At 57.5% G+C, this 18,477-nt stretch carries 18 protein-coding genes and 1 pseudogene; 7 read left to right on the top strand and 12 right to left on the bottom strand.

From position 1 onward, the window contains the following. Nucleotides 1-39: 39 nt before the first annotated feature. From BVL55_RS00215 to BVL55_RS00160, 12 genes are all read right to left on the bottom strand, one after another. Complete coding sequence (locus tag BVL55_RS00215; protein WP_075995219.1) at nucleotides 40-282, bottom strand: DUF2274 domain-containing protein; 243 nt, start codon at nucleotides 280-282, stop codon at nucleotides 40-42. After that, entirely contained in the window at nucleotides 279-1,232 is a 954-nt protein-coding gene (locus BVL55_RS00210; protein WP_244530550.1) for a TraB/TrbI/VirB10 family type IV secretion system protein, read from the bottom strand. Before BVL55_RS00210 ends, BVL55_RS00215 begins: the two co-directional genes overlap by 4 nt. Nucleotides 1,233-1,523: 291 nt before the next feature. After that, on the bottom strand, nucleotides 1,524-2,591 hold the full coding sequence (gene trbG, locus BVL55_RS00205; RefSeq protein ID WP_075995218.1) for a P-type conjugative transfer protein TrbG: 1,068 nt from the start codon (nucleotides 2,589-2,591) through the stop codon (nucleotides 1,524-1,526). Then, nucleotides 2,591-3,382, bottom strand: coding sequence for a conjugal transfer protein TrbF (gene trbF, locus BVL55_RS00200; protein ID WP_075995217.1), 792 nt, complete (start codon nucleotides 3,380-3,382; stop codon nucleotides 2,591-2,593). Before trbF ends, trbG begins: the two co-directional genes overlap by 1 nt. An 11-nt stretch (nucleotides 3,383-3,393) precedes the next feature. Further along, entirely contained in the window at nucleotides 3,394-4,677 is a 1,284-nt protein-coding gene (gene trbL, locus BVL55_RS00195) for a P-type conjugative transfer protein TrbL (RefSeq protein WP_075995216.1), read from the bottom strand. A 193-nt stretch (nucleotides 4,678-4,870) separates the two neighbouring features. Then, entirely contained in the window at nucleotides 4,871-5,620 is a 750-nt protein-coding gene (gene trbJ / locus BVL55_RS00190; RefSeq protein ID WP_075995215.1) for a P-type conjugative transfer protein TrbJ, read from the bottom strand. Further along, nucleotides 5,610-8,282, bottom strand: a complete 2,673-nt coding sequence (trbE, locus tag BVL55_RS00185; protein WP_075995214.1) for a conjugal transfer protein TrbE — start codon at nucleotides 8,280-8,282, stop codon at nucleotides 5,610-5,612. Before trbE ends, trbJ begins: the two co-directional genes overlap by 11 nt. 7 nt (nucleotides 8,283-8,289) lie before the next feature. Continuing rightward, a complete protein-coding gene (locus BVL55_RS00180) occupies nucleotides 8,290-8,574 on the bottom strand; it encodes a VirB3 family type IV secretion system protein (protein ID WP_075995213.1) in 285 nt (94 codons plus the stop codon). Next, entirely contained in the window at nucleotides 8,571-8,924 is a 354-nt protein-coding gene (locus BVL55_RS00175) for a TrbC/VirB2 family type IV secretion system protein (RefSeq protein WP_075995212.1), read from the bottom strand. The genes BVL55_RS00180 and BVL55_RS00175 overlap by 4 nt, the downstream gene beginning before the upstream one ends. Before the next feature lie 15 nt (nucleotides 8,925-8,939). Further along, complete coding sequence (gene trbB, locus BVL55_RS00170; RefSeq protein WP_075995211.1) at nucleotides 8,940-9,953, bottom strand: P-type conjugative transfer ATPase TrbB; 1,014 nt, start codon at nucleotides 9,951-9,953, stop codon at nucleotides 8,940-8,942. Next, nucleotides 9,943-10,614, bottom strand: a complete 672-nt coding sequence (locus BVL55_RS00165; protein ID WP_075995210.1) for a hypothetical protein — start codon at nucleotides 10,612-10,614, stop codon at nucleotides 9,943-9,945. The genes trbB and BVL55_RS00165 overlap by 11 nt, the downstream gene beginning before the upstream one ends. Nucleotides 10,615-10,618: 4 nt before the next feature. Further along, complete coding sequence (locus BVL55_RS00160) at nucleotides 10,619-12,679, bottom strand: conjugal transfer protein TraG (RefSeq protein ID WP_075995209.1); 2,061 nt, start codon at nucleotides 12,677-12,679, stop codon at nucleotides 10,619-10,621. Between the two features lie 461 nt (nucleotides 12,680-13,140). Here BVL55_RS00160 and BVL55_RS00155 point away from each other — a divergent pair, with 461 nt between their 5' ends. The 7 genes and pseudogenes from BVL55_RS00155 to BVL55_RS00125 all read left to right on the top strand — a co-directional run bounded on the left by BVL55_RS00155 (nucleotide 13,141) and on the right by BVL55_RS00125 (nucleotide 18,370). Next, a complete protein-coding gene (locus tag BVL55_RS00155) occupies nucleotides 13,141-13,392 on the top strand; it encodes a helix-turn-helix domain-containing protein (RefSeq protein WP_075995208.1) in 252 nt (83 codons plus the stop codon). 42 nt (nucleotides 13,393-13,434) lie between these two features. Beyond that, the gene (locus BVL55_RS00150) at nucleotides 13,435-14,007 is read left to right on the top strand and encodes an isochorismatase family protein (protein ID WP_162841422.1); all 573 of its coding nucleotides are present in this window, start codon (nucleotides 13,435-13,437) and stop codon (nucleotides 14,005-14,007) included. Between the two features lie 297 nt (nucleotides 14,008-14,304). After that, nucleotides 14,305-15,294: pseudogene (locus tag BVL55_RS00145) on the top strand (cation diffusion facilitator family transporter). Between the two features lie 53 nt (nucleotides 15,295-15,347). Next, the gene (locus BVL55_RS00140) at nucleotides 15,348-15,791 is read left to right on the top strand and encodes a methyltransferase family protein (RefSeq protein ID WP_083649276.1); all 444 of its coding nucleotides are present in this window, start codon (nucleotides 15,348-15,350) and stop codon (nucleotides 15,789-15,791) included. A gap of 80 nt (nucleotides 15,792-15,871) precedes the next feature. Then, nucleotides 15,872-16,540, top strand: a complete 669-nt coding sequence (locus BVL55_RS16315; protein ID WP_075995206.1) for a thioesterase domain-containing protein — start codon at nucleotides 15,872-15,874, stop codon at nucleotides 16,538-16,540. 190 nt (nucleotides 16,541-16,730) lie between these two features. Next, the gene (locus BVL55_RS00130) at nucleotides 16,731-17,294 is read left to right on the top strand and encodes a transglutaminase-like cysteine peptidase (RefSeq protein WP_244530549.1); all 564 of its coding nucleotides are present in this window, start codon (nucleotides 16,731-16,733) and stop codon (nucleotides 17,292-17,294) included. A 608-nt stretch (nucleotides 17,295-17,902) separates the two neighbouring features. Further along, nucleotides 17,903-18,370 carry a L,D-transpeptidase gene (locus tag BVL55_RS00125; RefSeq protein WP_075997768.1) on the top strand — a complete coding sequence of 156 codons (468 nt, stop codon included), beginning with the start codon at nucleotides 17,903-17,905 and terminating at the stop codon, nucleotides 18,368-18,370. Nucleotides 18,371-18,477 lie beyond the last annotated feature (107 nt).

The following is an 18,477-nucleotide window of genomic DNA, read 5'->3' as shown; positions in this document are numbered from 1 at the left end:
CGAAATCCATATTGTTTTCTCGGCAGGGCCTTGGGAGATTCACGATCTTTGGGTACGTTCGGAAAGTTTTCCCATTATTGTTGATGCCCGAAACCCCCGATCCGCCTTGATGAAGGCTTCCAGCATGTGTGGGATCAGGTCGGGGACGGTTTCCTTCTGGCGGTATTCCGATTCGTAGGCCTGGGCATAGGCTTCAAGAAGCCGGTTGAGTTCCGTGCTTGCCGCGAAGGTGATCTTGACCGTTTCACGGTCGGGCAGTTTGCCGAGCTTGAGCGGGCTCATCGGGTGGCGGTCTCCATTGGCGGCAGGATGATGTCCTTGTTGACGAGGACCCGGATTGGCCAGCCTGGACGCACGGTGATGGTCGGCTGGATATCGAGATTGCGCTGGACGATCTGCTGACCTGCTTGGCTCGCGTTCTCCTGTGCGCTTTCGCGGATCGCAGCGATGAGATCGTTCTCGCTCGACCCGAAACTCAATTCCGTCCCGACACCAAGCAAGGTAGCGAGGCCGATACCCTTGAGCAATTGCCAGGTGTGGAAATCCACCCGGTCGGCAACACCAGCATAGCCGGCGGTATCGGTTCCGGGCAGGTTGTCGATGACGATGGAGGTGCCGTCAGGCCGAATGATGCGCTGCCAGACGACCAGCGCGCGATCCTGGCCGAAACTGATGTTGCTGTCATAGCGACCGATCAGGCGCGATCCTCGCGGGACGAGGAGGTGCTGGCCGGTTACCGTGTCATAAGTGTGCTCGGTCACTTGGGCGATGACAGTGCCTGGTAGATCCGAGTTCAGGCCCGTCACGAGGCTGGCAGCGATAATTGTCCCAGCCATCAGCTGATAGGGCGAGGCCGGGCGCTGCATGGTGTACTCATTGTAAATCTTTCCATCCGGGCCCTTTTCGAGGAAGGCGAGCTTGGCCTGCTGACCGTTCGGATCAGGTGCTGGGGTGCCGGGCGGACCTTCTAGGGCGGCAAGGGCAGCGAGCGGATCGAAGGCCGTGTTCGCTGACGGATCAGATGGTGGCGCTGGGTTTGTCTGTGCCAGTCCAATCTCTTTTGTCTGCACAGTGAAAAACAACTTGGATTCATTAGCTTGCGCTGCAAGCCGCGCCATGCGGATTCGTTCGGCCCTTCGGAAATCCTCTTCCGGGTCCGGCCGGTAGCCGGGCGCACCGCTCGATGGCAAGACCGGGATGTTGAGATCGCGTTCGAGCTGCGTGATCGGCATGCCCAAATCCCCCTGGTTCGGGGGCCGAGTTGCGGGATGTCCTCGTAGCTGGCAGGCAGCTTCTCGATGCCTTCCGGTGTCTGGCTGCGGCCCGGACCGATCAATTCCGTCCGTTGCGTTGTTCGCCAGTCCGGGGGATCGAGCGCGATCAGGACGGCGCCGGAGATGAACACCAGAACCAGGGCGCTTCCAGCATAGAGCATCTTGCGGCTGATCCGCGTCACGGGACGCGGCCTGGCACGCAGTTCGAGCTTTTCAGGATCGATCTTGGGTTCGGGTGTGGTTTGGGCGTCAGCGGTCATGGCGAATCCCCCAGAGGTTTTTCGCTGAGGCCTTCACTGTCCGCCACGTCGCATCGGTCCGTGTAATGCGGACCACCTGTTGCGGATCGCTGCCGAAACGGAGTTCAGCCGCCGCAAACAGCCGGTCGACGATGTAGTAATTGTCCCTGACCCGGTAATTGACGAGGGCCGGCTCGCCATTCGAACCAACGATGAAGAGCGGCGGAGCATCCCCCTGGCGCAAGCCAGACGGAAACTGCAGATAGACCTTCTTGCCATCGTCGAAAGCGCGCAAGGGTTTCCAGGGCGCGTCGCCTTCAATGCTGTAGCGGAACTTCAGATCATCGATCTTCAGGCCCTGGTCAATGGTCAATTGGGCGTTCTGGACGGCCGCCTCGTTTCGCTTCTGCAGTGCCACCAGATCGGAATAGGGATAGATCCACGAAACAGACGCCATGTAGGTCTCCTCGGTCGAGCGCATTTCGAGGTGATAGGTGCGGCGGTCCGTGTTAATGACGAGATTGGTCTGAAGGTCAGACGCAATCGGCTTGACCAGGATATGCACCTGCTCGGCGGTTCCCGTGCCGGAGGTCGTGTCCCCCACCACCCAGCGCACCGTATCGCCCGCCGAGACCGAGACGAGTTTCTCGCCCGGTTCAAGGGCGATGTCCGAGACCTGGTTGACGGCGGCATAGAGCTGGTAGAGCGCGCCCTTCACGAAGGGATAGTTCTGGATCGCATTGATATAGCCGTCTTTCGAGGGTTCGATCTTGGCCGCCTTGTTGGCGTCGATGATGCGCGCTTCCGGTGGGCGCTTGTCGTCCGTCTTCTTTGCCAGTTTGCCATTCAATTCTGCTGGCGCCTTTTTCATCTGGCCGGGCAGCGGCAGCGGCTCGGGCAGTTTCACGACTTCCACCGGTAGTGCGGGTTCCGGCTGATAGACGGCGCTATCAAACTCCAGATCGTCATAGGAAACCTGCGGGACTTTTTTCGCCGTCGCGCAGGCGGAGAGCGCCAGTGCGAGCGAGAGGCACAAGACGGTTTGCGCCCAGCGGCGCTTCGAGGAAAAGACAGGCATTATCGGTCTCCTGGATTGGGCAAGATGGGTCGGACGGGTGCGGATTCGGCTGGTACCGGATCGCCGGGATCGGTCTTGCGATGGGTCGAGCCGGGGACGCTGCGGGAACTGTCGAGTTCGCGCGACCAGTTGAGGTCCGTGACGTAGATGCCGAGCGGGTTCTTTCTCAGTGTCTCGGCATCGCGCGGCGGGTCCACCGCAACGCCGAGCAGCGCGGTCCAGCGTTCGGTGCCTGCAAGCGAACCATTCACGTAACGCCGTTCGAGCCAGCGGATCTGGAAGGATCGGTCGGAGGCCCGCACCACGCTGGTCACCTCGATGGCGACCGTTTCATCCCCTACCCGTGAGAAGGGGTCGTCGGCGCGGGCATGTTCGTTCAGCGTGTTGGCGGCGCGCGCCGTGGCAAAGTCATAGGCCGTCAGCCAGTTTCGCCGGAGAACCACCGGATCGATGGGAAGGCCCCGGACCTGTTCGATGAAATCGGCCAGATGGAACGCGATCTGCGCATCGCTCGGGACATAGGCTTCAATCGCAGGCCGCACGGCGCGGGCTGCACCATCGGATTCCAGTTCGACGACGTAGGGCACAACACTCGATTGCCCGGCCTGCCAGATGACACCGCCCGAGAGGATCAGCGACAGGCCGAGCGAGCCGAAGGCGGCAAACCGCCAGTTGCGGGCATGGGCCAATGCGTCGCCCATGCGCTGGTCCCAGATTTGTGCTGCCTTCTGGTATGGGGTGACGGGTTCAGGTGTATCGCCATAGCGGTTGCGGGATCGTTTGAAGATCATGGAGCACTTCCTTATCGGTCGGGATCAAGTCTCGGGCCTTCGGCGCTGCCGCCGCGGTCACCGTCTCTGAGGGTGTGGGTTGCGACCATGCCGGCTTCGCGCAGCCTCTGGCGGCGATGCATCTGTTTCGCCCAGGCCGGCTGGTCGTTTGCAGAATTCGCCGTGGCGACACCGGCGCCCCGCCCCATGGCAGGACTATTGCCGCCCGTGGCGCGGAAGCCTGCCGCCTGACCGGAGCGGAACGCATCGCTCACCGGAGCAGTGGCTTTTGAAGCAACATTTCGCGCTGCCGCCCCAATTGTGGCTTGCCCGGCGCCCGCCATGCCGCCGGACTGGAATCCGGCGCTGGTCCGACCAGCAAGCGACGCGGCAGCCGTGACGCTGCTGCCTGCAGCGCGTCTGGCCATGCGTCCTGCGCCCGAGGCCAGTACACTCCCAGCGACACCTGCCCCGGCAAGACCGATGGCCGTGCCCGCCGCAGCGCCTGCCCCCAGTTGCGGTGCACCGGAGACGAGCCCCGCGGCAATGCCCGGAATGAAGATTGCGAGGCCAAAGACCGTGATCGCGGCGAGGATGATCGAGGCGGCATGGCGCAGATCGATGTCACCGGAAGGCCGTGTCGCGAACGAACCGAAAATGGTCGAACCGATGGCAACGACGATCGCCAGCACCATCAGCTTGATGCCTGCGGTGATCACATTGCCGAGCACCCGCTCGGCGAGGAAGGCCGTCTTGCCAAACAGGGCGAAGGGCACGAGCACGAAGCCCGCGAGCGTCGTCAGCTTGAACTCGATGATGGTGATGAAGAGCTGCACCGACAAAATAAAGAAGGCCAGCAGCACGATCAGCCAGGCGAGCATCAGCACCATGATGGTCACGAAATTCTCGAAGAAGGTCGTAAAGCCGATCAGTTCGCCTGCCGCTTCCAACAATGGCCAGGCGGCGGTAAAGCCGGTCTCTGCGACAAAACCCGGCCGCATCAACTGGTCCGGACCGAAGGGCGCGCTTCCGGCCTTGAGGCCGAGGCCGGCAAAGCTCTGAAAGACAACGTCAGAAAGGGACCGGAAATTGTTCAGAAGCAGCGCGAAAAAGCCGACATAGAGGACCTTCTTCAGGAGTTGCGCGATGACGTTGTTTTCGCCCATCAAGGCCCAGAACAGGCCGGCCAGCACGATGTCGATGGCAACGAGGATCGAGACGAGGAAGGCGACGTCACCGGACAGCAATCCAAAGCCGCTTTCGATGTAGCGGACGAAGGTCTCGGTGAACTTGTCAATGATGTTGAGGTCGTCCATATCTCTGGTCTCTGGTCTCTGGTCTCTGGTTTCCTGCAGGCACGACTTGTCCGGTCGCGGAAACGGCGTTTCCGCGTTGGTGCATTTCAGTTTCGAGGAACCGGACCGGTAGCGAGGGGAGGCTTCGCCACCGGTCCGGCATCACCCACGATGACGAGCCTGTCCCCTGCGGTTGGCTCGCTTCGCTCTGGCGCTAGCGGGTGGGTGAATAGGCCCCGTCGGCAGAACCTAGGAAACTGTTGAAGCGCACACGCGCCTCTTCCTCGGCTGCCATGCGGCGGGACCGGTCCAGCGTCTCGGCCCGGTATTGCGCGGCCATCAGCTGCTGCAACTGCAGCGACTGCTTGACGGAGAGGCCCGTCAGTTCATTGCCGGCCTGGCTCGCCTGCAGATTGCCGACGGCGGAACGAGACCGGTTTAACAGTGTGTCGAGAAGCCCGGCATCCTGATCGGTGTTCTCGGCGATCTTGGCTTGCAGGTTTGCCGAGCGTTTCCAGGCTGCGAGCGTCTGATCCCAGCGTACCTTGGCGTCGCGGACCATTTCGTCGCCGGTGAGCGAGGCAGCAAACTCGTTCGGGAAGAGTCGCTGCATTTCCTGGGTGGTCTGTTCGACCTGCATGCGGATGGTATTGCCCTGATCCATCAGCGTCCTGATCTCACCAAGGGTGCGGGCGAGTTCCGGCGAGATTGTCGAGCCGAGGCTTGTGAGGTCGAGATCCATTTTCAGGATCATCTGGGCCTCGTTGCGCAATTGCTCGATCTGCTGATTGACCTCGGAAAGCGAGCGCACGGCGGTCAATATGTTCTGGCGGTAGTTCCACGGATCGAAGACCTTTTTCCATGCACTGGCAGGTTGGCTGGTGAGCGTCAGAGCCGAGAGCGTCAGCCCGGCGATGAGTGCCGCCGTCGAGGCGGTTCGTTTGAGGGCATGTCTATTGGGCATCGGGAGTCTCCTTTGCGGGCTGCGGGGCTAATTGTGGTGACTGGTGTCTGGGCTCCGGTTCGATCTCGGGAACGGGATGCAGTTCATCCTTGTCGGAAGCCGGGTCGGGAGGGTACTCCTCCGTACTGGTCGCCAGCATCGCGGTGATCTCCTCGATCTGGGCGTTGAAGCCGTCGAGCCGGTCGAGATGAGCGGCGATGAAGCTGTTTGGATCGGGCCGGTCTTCTGGTGGCAGGTCCGGCAGATCAAAATCGGGCAGCAGGTCGGCAGCCCAGCCGAGTCCCTTCGCCTTGAACCAGGCGGCGGCGAAACTGCTGCCGGAAGCCGTTGAGGGATCGCGCAGCAATGCGTCGATGCGTTTCTGGTCGTCCGGTGATCCGGCACCGCATAGCGAAAGTCCGACCGGTCCGAGGCCCAGTTCAAACAGGCGGTTGCCGCGCTGAGACTGGTAGTAATAGTCGCGTTTCGGCACGGCGCGGGCAATCAGTTCGATCTGCCTTGTGTTCAATCCGAAGCGCTCATAGATGGCGCGCGATTGCGGTTCGATCGCCCGGTCATTGGGCAGAAACACCCGGCTTGGACAGCTTTCGATCAGGGCCGGTGCGATCGAGGAATTCTCGATATCGGCGAGCGACTGCGTGGCGAAGATCACCGCAACATTCTTCTTGCGCAGCGTCTTCAGCCATTCGCGAATGCGCGCGGCAAAGAGCGGATCATCGAGAAACAGCCACGCCTCATCGAGGATCAGGAGTGTAGGGCGACCATCAAACCGCGCTTCGAGGCGATGGAACAGGAAGGTCAGCACCGGCAGCACCAACTGGCGGTGGTGCATCAACTCCTCCATCTCGAAATGCTGCACGTCAGAGACCGAAAGATCATCGCGCGCCGCATCGAGCATGCGCCCGAACGGGCCTTCCAGCGTGTAGGGTTGCAGCGCCTGGCGCAGCCGGTTCGATTGGAGAAGCAGCGACAGGCCAGTCAGAGTCCGTTCTGGCTTGGGGGCAGAGGCAAGGCTCTTGATTGCCGTCCAGAGGGCGTCCTTGACCGGTGGATCGATTGTGACGCCTTCATTGGCCAAGAGACCTGTCAGCCAGGTCAGTGCAAAGGCCTGTTTGGCACCTTTGTCGATGTTTGCGAGCGGTTGGAAGGCGAGCCCGCCATCGAGCGCCAGATCGAAGGCCGTGCCGCCCATGGCAAGAAGCGCGGCCCGGGCCGAGCGCCCCTTGTCGAAGACGAAGACCTGGGAGTTCGGGTAACGGCGGAACTGCAGGGCGATCACCGCCAGCAGCACCGACTTCCCAGCCCCGGTCGGGCCGACAATCAGCGAATGGCCGACATCGCCCACATGCAGGTCGAAACGGAAGGGTGTCGCACCGCGGGTTTTGGCGGTGATCAGGGCTGCATCATTGAGATGTTCATTGCGGTCCGGTCCCGCCCAGACGGCGGAGACCGGCATCATGTGGGTGAGGTTGAGCGTATGAATGATCGGCTGGCGGACATTGGCGTAAGGGTTGCCCGGCAATGTGCCGAGCCAGGCATCGACGGCATTGAGCGTCTCATGGATGGTGACAAAACCGCGCCCGTTGATGATCCGCTCGACGGCACGCAGCCGGTTGTCGGCCTCGCGGGCGTTTTCGTGCGATACAACCAGCGTCGTCGTCACATGGCCGAAAGCGACATCATCGGAGCCGAGTTCCTGCAGGGCTTCATCAGCATCGAGCGCCTTGTTGTCAGCATCACTGTCAATGAGGGCGGTTTCCTGATTGAACATGACTTCGCGCAGGATCGCAGTGATCGACTTCCTCTTGGCGAACCATTGCCGCCGCAGGGTCGTCAGCTGTTTCGTGGCGAGCGGCTTGTCGAGGCTGATCCAGCGGGTGACCCAGCGATAGTCGAAACCGAGATCATTCAAGTCATCAAGCATACCCGGCACGGTCGCATTGGGGAAGCCGAGGACGGTGAGGAGCCGCAAATGCTTGTTCCCAAGCATCGGCTCCATGCCGCCCAGAAACGGTGTGTCGGGCAGGATCGCATCGAGATAGGCAGGGGTCTCCGGCACCGCGACTCTATGGTGTTTGGTCGAGATCGTCTGGTGCAGGAAACTCAGCGTCTCGCTGTCATCGAGCGCGCGGGCTTCCGGCAGGATATTGGCGAGAAGATCGATGGCGCGGTCGGTCTCGGCGATGAAGCTTTTCAGGTGATCGCGATAGTCGACACGCTTCTTCGACTTGTCGCTCGATTCATAGAGCAGGCCTTCGCTGCGATTGGTCCGGTCTTCCGGCGGCAGATAGAGGAAGGTCAGATGATATCGGCTCTCGAAATGCGCCCCTTCCGCATCAAGATCCCATTTGCGCTCCTGATCGACCAGCCAGGACGCCGCATCGGGAAACCGGCTCTCGGCATAGGGCGCGGACGGCACCCGTGTTGCCTCGAAGAACAGCGACCAGCCCGAACCAAAACGCCTCAGCACATTGTTGATCCGCGCCGAGACCGCGACCAGTTCGGCTTCCGTGGCGCTTTCGAGATCCGGCCCGCGATAGGAAATGACCCGCTGGAATGACCCATCCTTGTTGAGGACGATACCGGGTGCGATCAGCGCCGCCCAGGGCAGATAGTCTGCCAGGCGGTCCGGTTTGCCGCGATATTCGGCAAGGTTCAGCATGACCGCCTCACACCGACAGTTCGGTTCTGTGGCGGATGTGCCGGGTCAGCACCTCGACAAAGGCCGGGTCCCTGCGCGTTGCCCAGACCGCGATCATGTGGGCGACGAACCAGAGCAGGAGTCCCGCGATCCAGAGCCGCAGGCCGAGCCCGATCGAGGCGGCAAGCGTGCCGTTGAGGATCGTGACGGCGCGTGGGGCGCCTGCCAGCAGGATCGGTTCGGTCAGGGACCGATGCAGCGGTACCTCGAAACCGGGAACGGCGCTTCTCGTATGGATTGGTGATGAACTCATGACACCACCGCCCCGCCGCCAAAGGAAAAGAAAGAGAGAAAGAAGCTCGTCGCGGCAAAGGCGATGGAGAGGCCGAAGACGATCTGGATCAGCCGCCGGAAGCCGCCCGATGTGTCCCCGAAGGCGAGGCTCAGCCCCGTGATGATGATGACGATCACCGCGATGATCTTGGCCACCGGGCCTTCGATCGATTCGAGGATCTGCTGCAGCGGCGCTTCCCAGGGCATGCCCGAGCCAGCAGCATGGACCGGCATGGCGTAAAGCGCGGTAAAGGTGACAGCCTCGGCAGCGGTAGTGAGGGAATTTCGCAATCGGCGGTACGGACGGGAAATGGATGTCGGGTTTGGCATGAGGTTCCTCTCTGCTCAGACAGTGGTGAGATGGGTGGGGGCGAGCGGGGAAAGCCGGTAGTCGCCATTGGAATCGAGACCGGTCACTTCCGAGACGGTGCGGATCTTGCGCGCCGCGCCGCGGCCCTCGATGAAGACCAGCACATCGACCGCGTCGGCGATCAGGCGGCGCGGCACGGTCACGACCGCTTCCTGGATCAGCTGTTCGAGCCGGTAGAGCCCGGACCGGTCGGAATTCGCATGCACCGTGGTGATGCCGCCGGGATGGCCGGTGTTCCAGGCCTTCAGCATGTCGAGCGCCTCGCGGCCGCGAACCTCGCCGACAATGATCCGGTCGGGTCGAAGCCTGAGCGTCGAGCGCACCAGATCGGCCAGGCTTGCCACATGCGGTTTGGTTCTGAGCGCCACGACGTCGTCGGCCGCGCATTGCAGTTCGCGCGTGTCTTCGAGGATCATCACCCGGTCGCCGCTCGTCGCAACTTCTGCCAGCAACGCATTGACCAGTGTGGTCTTGCCGGAGGATGTGCCGCCGACCACGACGATGTTCTTGCGGTCCACCACCGCTTCCGACAGGACCTTGGCCTGCAGCGGCGTCGCGATCCCTGCATCGACATAGTCTTTCAGATCGAAAATCTTCGAGGCCGGTTTGCGGATAGCAAAACAGGGCCCGAGGACGACGGGCGGCAACACGCCCTCGAAGCGCTCGCCGGATTCAGGCAGTTCCGCCGAAACAATCGGTGCCTCGTCATGGACCTCGCCGCGCATATGGGCAGCAACCAGCCTTATGATGCGTTCGGTCTCAGCGGCCTGCATCGGGCTTGCCATGTCGACCCGGCCTTCGCCGACCCGTTCGATCCAGAGCCTTCCATCCGGATTGACCATGACCTCGATGACACTCTCATCCTTCAGTGCCGCCTCGATCAGGGGTCCGAAGGCGGTGAGCAACATCTGGCGGCGGCGGTTCCCGGCTTCAGTCAGCAGCGCGGCCTGCAGATCGGCTTCGGTGATGCCGTAAGGATCATCGGCCATGGCGCGCCTCCGTCAGGTCTTCATCGTCCTCGAACGCCATGTCGTCGAAACCGTCCTCCTCAAACGTGTCGTCGTCATCAAACGGATCGAGGGCGAGGTCCTCGTCGCCGTCCTCGAACACAACCGGCCGCAGCGTCGGCAGATCGTCATCAGTGTCCGCGAACGTGTTCTGCGCAACAGCGGGCTTTGGGTTTGGTGTCGCGCCGTTTGTCCCCTCGGGTTTGCCATCCGGGTTGATCATGAACAGGTCTGGCCGTGTGTCGGCGAGCGTCTCGAGCACTTCGGAAAGAAGGTTCTGGTCACGCGCCAGCCGCCGACCGACCTGGGCAACGAACTGTTCGAACCGTTCCCTGCCGAGCGCATGTGCATGAGCCTGGTCACCGCCGGACAGCGGCGGTGTGATGGTCAGGAAATAGCGGATGAACAGCGCCAGTGTTTCGAGCGTCACCGACAGGTTACGATCCATGCGTTCCTGCGATCGCGACATCCGGTCGAGGCGTCGGATCAAAGCCTCAAAGGTCTCTGCGCCTTGTTCTGGATTGAGGAACTGATCGAGCGCGTCGCTGACAATGCGCGACTTGTTGGCGCCGGGCCGCTTGCAGAGAAGCGCCAGTTGCTTTGCCACATGGTCCTCGAGATAGACATTGATGCGGGGTTTCATGGGCTTAGAACTCCGGGAGGAGATCGGGCTTGTGCCCGTCGTTGTTTATGGCGTGGGCGCGCTGGACGGCGCGGTTGGCATCGCGCTGCCGGGTCTGGGATCGTGCCAGGGCATCGGTGCTGGTCGTGCCGCCGTCGAAATCATCATCGAGCAGGGCAAGGTCGGTTGATGGGGTCGGATCGGGTGCGGTGCCGAATGTGTCGAACAGGCTCGGCTCCTGTTTGAGGCCACCCTCATCGCCTGTCGCGAAATGATCCTCGACGATGCGACGTTGCAGCGCCCGGCTGATCTTTTTCGTCTGCCTGCCCCAGTCATGGGCCCGGCCCTGCGGGCAATCGGCATAGGTGCCGCTGCCGCTCAATTCGGGTGCCGGGAGCAGCCGCGCGGTGAAGTTGTTATCTTCGTAGTAACGCAGTTTCCGCGCCCGGATTGGCGGCGAGCCAGCGAGCATCACAAGCGCTTCGTCAGAGGGGAGTTGCATCACCTCGCCCGGCGTCAGCAGCGGGCGGGCCGTTTCCTGGCGCGAGACCATGACATGGGCAAGCCAGGGCGCGAGACGGTGCCCGGCGTAGTTCTTCTGGGCCCTCAACTCCGTTGCCGTGCCAAGCGCGTCGGAAATCCGCTTAGCGGTGCGGTCGTCATTGGTGGCAAAGGCCACCCGCACATGGGCATTGTCGAGGATCGAATTGTTCGGCCCGTAGGCCTTTTCGATCTGGTTGAGCGACTGAGCGATCAGGAAGGCGCGAATGCCATACCCCGCCATGAAGGCCATCGCGGTCTCGAAGAAATCGAGCCGCCCCAGTGCCGGGAACTCGTCCAGCATCATCAGCAGCGGATGATCTTGTTTGCCTTTGACTTTTTTGGCGTTCGGGTTCGGCAATTTCTCGGTGAGGCGGCGGCCGATCTGGTTGAGGATCAGCCGGATCAGCGGCTTGGTCCGGGAAATGTCCGACGGCGGGACGACCAGATAGAGCGACACCGGACGGTCTGCGTGCTTCAGATCATCGATCCGCCATTCGCATCGGGATGTGGTCTCGGCGATGATCGGATCGCGATAGATTTCGAGGAACGACATCGCCGTCGAGACGACGCCCGAGAGTTCGTTCTCGGATTTGTTGAGCATCTCGCGGGCAATCGAGGCGACCTCCGGATGCACCTTCGGCGCGTCCTTCGTGCCGAGATGGTTGGTGGTCAGCATGATGCGAAGCGTTGCCTCGATCGTGCGCTTCGGGTTCGCCAGGAAGGTTGCTACCCGGGCAAGTGTCTTTTCCTCTTCGGCATAAAGGACATGCAGGATCGCGCCGGTCAGCAGGGAATGGCCGGTCTTTTCCCAATGGTTGCGCTTTTCCAGCGCGCCTTCGGGATCGACCAGAATGTCGGCGATGTTCTGCACATCGCGCACCTCATGCGGTCCCTTTCGCACTTCGATCAGCGGATTGTATTTGGCCGAACGCGGATCGGTCGGGTTGAACAGCAGGCAATGAGAAAAGCGAGAGCGCCAGCCTGCGGTCAGCGTCCAGTTCTCGCCCTTGATGTCATGGACCACCGTCGAACCGGTCCAGGTAAGCAGCGTCGGCACGACAAGACCGACACCCTTGCCCGAGCGGGTCGGGGCAAAGGCCAGAACATGGTCAGGTCCATCATGGCGCAGGTAAGAAGATTTGGTGCGACCGAGAAAAACGCCGGTATCCTGAAGCAGGCCAGAACTGGCGATGTCCCGGTCGCTTGCCCATTTGGCCGAGCCATAGGTGGTGACGTTCTTTGTCTGCCGCGCCCGCCACAACGAACCGATGATCGCCGTCGTCGTGCCGAGAATACCGCCACCGGCAGCCAGGGTACCCGCCTTGCGGAAGATCTCCGGCGCATAGGCCTCATAGGCATACCACCATTCGAACAGCCGCCACGGATAGTAAACGGAAGCGCTCGCGAATTCGAACCAGGGTTCACCGAGGCCCGGCTGGTAGCCGAGCTTGTACGCCGTCCACTGGGTCGATGCCCAAAGCGTCCCGGTGATCGTTCCGGTGACGATGGCTGCCTGGCCGATGAGAAGGGTGGTGGGTTGCATGTCTGTGCGGCGAATGGTTGTTTCTGTTCGGCGCCAGCAAAGAGAAAAGTCGGCCCCACATCAATTGAACGGAAATCCACGCAAATCCACACTGCAACGGCCCAGTCTTGCTCCGGCATTGGCAGTCCAATTACTGGATAGACTGTCCATCAGATCACTTTATTTTACAGCAACACTTGGCCGGTTTGGCGCGCGATGGTGGCCATTGACGTGCAATGGCGGGCTGTTGATCGCGATGACCGGTCCAATTTGGCGGCAAATTTTTGTGCGTGAATCAACAGCTTGGGGTTGTGTTGACGTGATCGAACACCCGGATTGCAAGGGTTTTTGGAGGGCTTGACAGGACCAGGCCAAGCCTTCCGTCATGTTACAAACCGGCCCGCAAGGTTCGATAATCCCGAACTGGGATAATCCGGCTTCGGGATTACTGGGAAGACCGTTCTTTTGTCTGGACGGTCTAAATGCCGGGTTCACTGGGTAGCGCGCGCTACAACACGTTTATTGAGTTGATGAAGCGGGCCCGCCTTGAAGCCGGAATGACGCAGCAGCAGGTGGCGGACGCTCTGAAAGCGCAGCAAAGTTACATCGCCAAGTTCGAGCGCGGTGAACGCCGCCTCGACCTGATCGAGTTTCTTGATCTGGCGGCAGCCTTGAAGGCTGACCCACACGCCATAATGAATGCCCTGGCGAAAGCCGGAGAGGAAGAGACCTGACGGCCACGGCGCCGTCCATTCAGCACCATGGAGGGCACGTCCATGTTGGCGACCATTGACCCACACGACAGCTGCTTTCTGATCGTCGAACCCTCGCGCCTGCACAGCCGCCTGCTCGGCAAGGCGGCAGAGAAGACCACGGCGACAAAATTCCAATTGCTCGATGAAGCCGCAGATCTCGCCAGAGTGCCGCGCTGGTTTGCCGTCTATGGCCAGAGCAGGAAGGAAGCCTGGCTCTCCTCGCCCTGTTCGCGCAAGCGCAACCGCGTGTTTCCCTGTGATGACACCAAGATGCCCTGGCACAATCGCGAACTGATCGAGGCGATCAGGTCGGAGGGGCGGGGTCGGCTGATCCTGTGCGGCTTCTGGCTCGATTCAGGCCTGGGCGCAACGGCGCTGGAAGCTTTGAGCGATGGGTTCAATGTTCATGTCATCACCGATCTGACATTCTCCCGGGACCGGTCTGGACGGCGCGAAGCCTGTCGTCGGCTGGAACAATATGGTGTGGTGCCAATCCTTCTGAGCCAGGTTATCTATGAACTGATGAGCTGGACGGAGGATGGCGAGGCGGTCGGTGGTTTGAAGCAAATCCTCGAACATCCGGTGTTTCGGTAGCGCCAGTTGCGGAGCCCGGAATTGCAGTTGTGGTTTTGGGTGTTGAAGGGGATGGACGCATCCGGCTATCGCCGGACCGGGCTGTCATGAACCGAACCCTGCGCATCGTGCGATACTGGGTTTCGGCCGGTTGGTTTCCATCCCTTGCGCGCCATAGCGGGCTTAAGTCAACTTCAATGATGTAATCCGCCAAAACCAACTAGCGTATAAGTGTCAGGTCTGACACTGATTTAAGACAAATATTCCAATAAAAACCGTCTGAAATAACCACTTGAACCTATAGTTGCTAGACGAGTTATGATGATTGCCAATTTGAACTCAGCAGCCTTAGGAACAAACATGGCAGGTTCACATAAACACATAGCCCCGGATGCAGGAGATGCCCGCGTCTTCTGGGCTGTTATCGTCAATCTGGCACTCACAGTTGCCCAAATCATCGGTGGCATACTATCGGGAAGCCTTGCGCTGATCGCCGACGCGATTCACAATCTGTCTCACGCACTATCGCTCATTATCGCGTTTTCCCGCAAGATTGCGCGGCGCCCTGCTAGTGAATCCATGACATACGGCTATGGACGTGCCGAAATCGTGGCCGCGCTTATCAACTACACAACACTTATCGTCATCGGACTTTATCTTGCATATGAAGCGATTTTTCGATTTTTCGAACCGTAAGGGGTGGATGAATGGCTCGTGGTCATAATCGCCACTGTCGCGCTTGTTGTAGATGCTGTCACAGCCCTGCTCACCTATTCTTTGTCAAAGCAGAGTATGAACATACGAGCAGCGTTTCTGCACAATGTTGCTGACGCACTTGGCTCAATCGCAGTCAATGTGGCCGGTACACTCATTATTGTCTTAGATTGGCAATGGATTGACCCATTGGTCACGCTTTTAATTGCAGGCTATATTCTCCGGATGTCTTTTTCGGAAGTCGGTCCAGTCATTCGCATCTTGATGTTGGGCAGCCTTCCCGAATTGGAAGCCAAACATATATTGCAGGAAATAGAAAAAACCGAGGGTGTGGCGGGTGTACATCATTTGCATCTTTGGCAAATGCAGGAACACGAAAATGCACTCGATATGCATTTGGTTATCGTATCCGGACGGTGGGATGAAGCCGATGAAATCAAAGAAACGGTCAAATCCGTTCTCAACAGCAAGTTTGGAATTTCGCATATAACCATTGAAATGGAATGCTCCAGACACGCTTGCATAGAACCCGAAATTATCGGTCACCATCTCAAAACTGATTATTCGAAAGCAACTATGATAAAGTCTACCTAAAGTATTACTATAGGGTCAGAAAGTATTTCTGATTCCAAAATGATGAGATCAAAATGATAAAAATTCCACCTTTGGCAGTCATGGCAATCTGCCTCGTTTTGTCTGCAACAACACACACATTGATGCCCATAACACAATTTGATGCAGGCTATGTGGCACCGAGCATTTTTGGATTTTTGGGAGTAGGGTTTGTTTACTTCGCTGTCATGGATTTTAGAAAACACAAAACCACTGTTAATCCACTGCAACTATCCAATGCAACATCACTTGTCACAACCGGGGTTTATTCAATTTCTCGAAACCCAATGTATGTTGGCATGACTTTGCTGACGCTGTCTTTTGCAATTTTTCTTGGAACGCTAAGCGCCTTCTTCGCGCCTGTGCTTTTCGTGGTTTACATTACCAAGTTTCAAATCAAACCTGAAGAACAAGCGCTCAATACGATCTTTGGCGAGGAATGGGCTACTTATCAAAAGACCACACGACGCTGGCTCTGACAGTTATTAGCGTTGATCAAAATAAAGTCACTTTATCAATGCACCGTCAGAGCGGGTAAATTGGAGTTTCAATTCTGACCATGAAAAACATCGTAACCATTGTGGGGTTAACGTTAATTCTATCCGATAGCTCTGTTTTGGCAGATGAACTTTCGGTTACCCGCTTTGTCGGGCCAGATGAAAATCACTATTCGTATTTCATCAATGGGCTTGCAAGTGCAATCCCGGCTGTCGGTTATGGCCTTCGCGATCTGAGTCTAAGCTTGGGTGGTAAGCACTATTCCTACGTCACCCCGGTAGAAAGCACCGTTCCAATTCAAATCTCAGTTATCGCAGATATTCAAAAAAAGCTTGATACCAATCCAGATGCCAAGTTCAACCTGGTCGGGGTAAGCTATGGTGGAAACATCGCAACCCTCATCGCACAACAATTAAATGTGAGAAAAATCCCAGTAAATTACCTTGCAGTCATTGATGCCCCAGCACCGGTTTCGATAACGTCGAATGTGCATCGAGTCGATAATTTTTACTGTCGCCGTGTCGGTTGTATCGGGCAAAAGATCCGACTTTCCAGAGGCAACAAAACCACCATTCGACAGCAGTTTCTAGTTCGTGAAAATCATATTGCGTTAAGTGCTTCTCAAACTGTAACCGAACGCATCACCGGGCAATTATCCGAGATAGCAATGGATATTGTTTCACCTGCATCACCTGAAAATTTATTAGGTCTCATAGATGATCAAGAATGAATGATGTAAATCGTAGTGACCATTGTTTTTGAAACACGCTGAAATGATAATTACAATTTAGTTAAGGCAGTGCTTGCTATTTGACTAAAATTGCCCCCCGGAGATTCCCCTCAATTTTACATGTAAATGATATCAAACCCTTGGATTAACAAGGGGACTGTCAATGCTAAAATGTATAATAACTGCCCTAATGGTGACAATAACTGTCAACACAGCAAATGCAGATGCACTTCATCGCAATCCATCGCAACCGCGCAACGCACTAAACATGAAAGCCTTTGGAAACACTTCCATACCGATAGGCGCTTATGAATATTGCAATCGTTACCAGGTACGCTGCCAAGTAAGCGATACAACACCTATTCTCAACCTAACAAAAGAAGCGTGGACCAAAATTGTTGATATCAACTACAGTGTAAACTCAGAGGTCGTACCGTTGACTGACATGGAAAATTTTGGCGTACCCGAACGCTGGGAACTGCCGGGTGAAGCGGGGGATTGTGAAGACTATGTTTTGGAGAAACGTCGGAAACTAGAACAAATAGGTATTCCTTCAGGCACCATGCGGGCGACGGTTGTTTATGATGCAGATGGCGGCGGTCACGCTGTGCTAACGGTCGTTACGGATCAGGGAGATTTCATTCTCGATAACAATAACAATCAGGTCTTGAGATGGCAGGATGCGGAACTCACTTACCTGAAGCGTCAATTGCCTGGGGATTTGACGAAATGGGAAAGCCTGCAGTCCAGCTGATCGAGGTCGCTTTCAGGTTTCATATTTCAAATGAAGGACACACTGCGTTGCAAACCCGCAACGCAGTGTTTTTTTTTGGTCTAATCCAAATTATTCGACCAGAATTTACTTCACTTTTACCATACCCTAGGTACAACGCTTGATATGGTGAAACATTTCTTAACAGCCACAATTTGTTGTATGTTGGCACTCGCGGCAATCGCGAGTTCCAGCCATACCTCAAATGCAGCCGATTCCAACATTGGTTCATCATGTCATTACATTGTAAACACTATGGACGCTTCTCTTGTAAATGTTGTGTCCAACAAGACCGGAAGCAATATCGATTTCCTTGGATCGGGTTTCCATTGCCTGTCTCACACCGGCTTTTTTGTAGCTGCCGAGACAATGCCATTCGTTTTAGGTTTTAGACAAATCCATCAGATCAGCGAAATGCAATTATCATTATTTAAATCAATCTCGAATATTCTTCGTCCTCCTATTCATACAATTTAAGTCTTTCCCACCGGCTTTTGGCCAAAATGATTTAAATTGTCTCTAGGAGAAACCATATGTTTACGCGTCGATCGCTGATGGTCGGTCTGGCATCAATTACATTTACTACTGGCATGACACCAGTTTATGCACACACAAAAAAAACCAAACTTGATCCGAAATACAACCCACAAACAGTCAAGTTTTCCGGGTATCATCCTGGAACGGTTGTTGTAGATACGAAACAACATTTCTTATATCTCCAATTACCCGGCGGAAAAGCCCGTCGATACGGGGTTGGTGTTGGCCGAGCCGGGTTAAAATTTAAAGGGACAGCCACTATAGGCCGTAAGGCTGAATGGCCACGTTGGACGCCGACTAAGAACATGATCCGTCGTGAACCCGAAAAATACGCCAAGTTTGCAGATGGTGTTCCTGGAGGGCCGAGCAATCCGCTCGGATCGAGGGCGCTTTACCTTTACCGAAATGGCAAAGACACCCTTTACCGGATTCACGGTACTACCCAACCATCCTCCATTGGTCGATCAGTTTCAAACGGATGCATCCGAATGATCAACGCCCATGTTGAAGATCTTTTTTAACGCGTGCCCACTGGCACATCTGTAGTGGTCAGATAGTTCCGCCGGGAAACTGAAACATTTTTACAATGGTTAGAGCGGGCAACACTCCCGTTCGCCAACCTTGAAAG

The organism is Salaquimonas pukyongi (genome assembly GCF_001953055.1).
GTDB lineage: Bacteria > Pseudomonadota > Alphaproteobacteria > Rhizobiales > Rhizobiaceae > Salaquimonas > Salaquimonas pukyongi.
The sequence above is the reverse complement of the archived record's forward strand: the minus strand, read 5'-3'. Positions and strand labels throughout refer to the sequence as shown.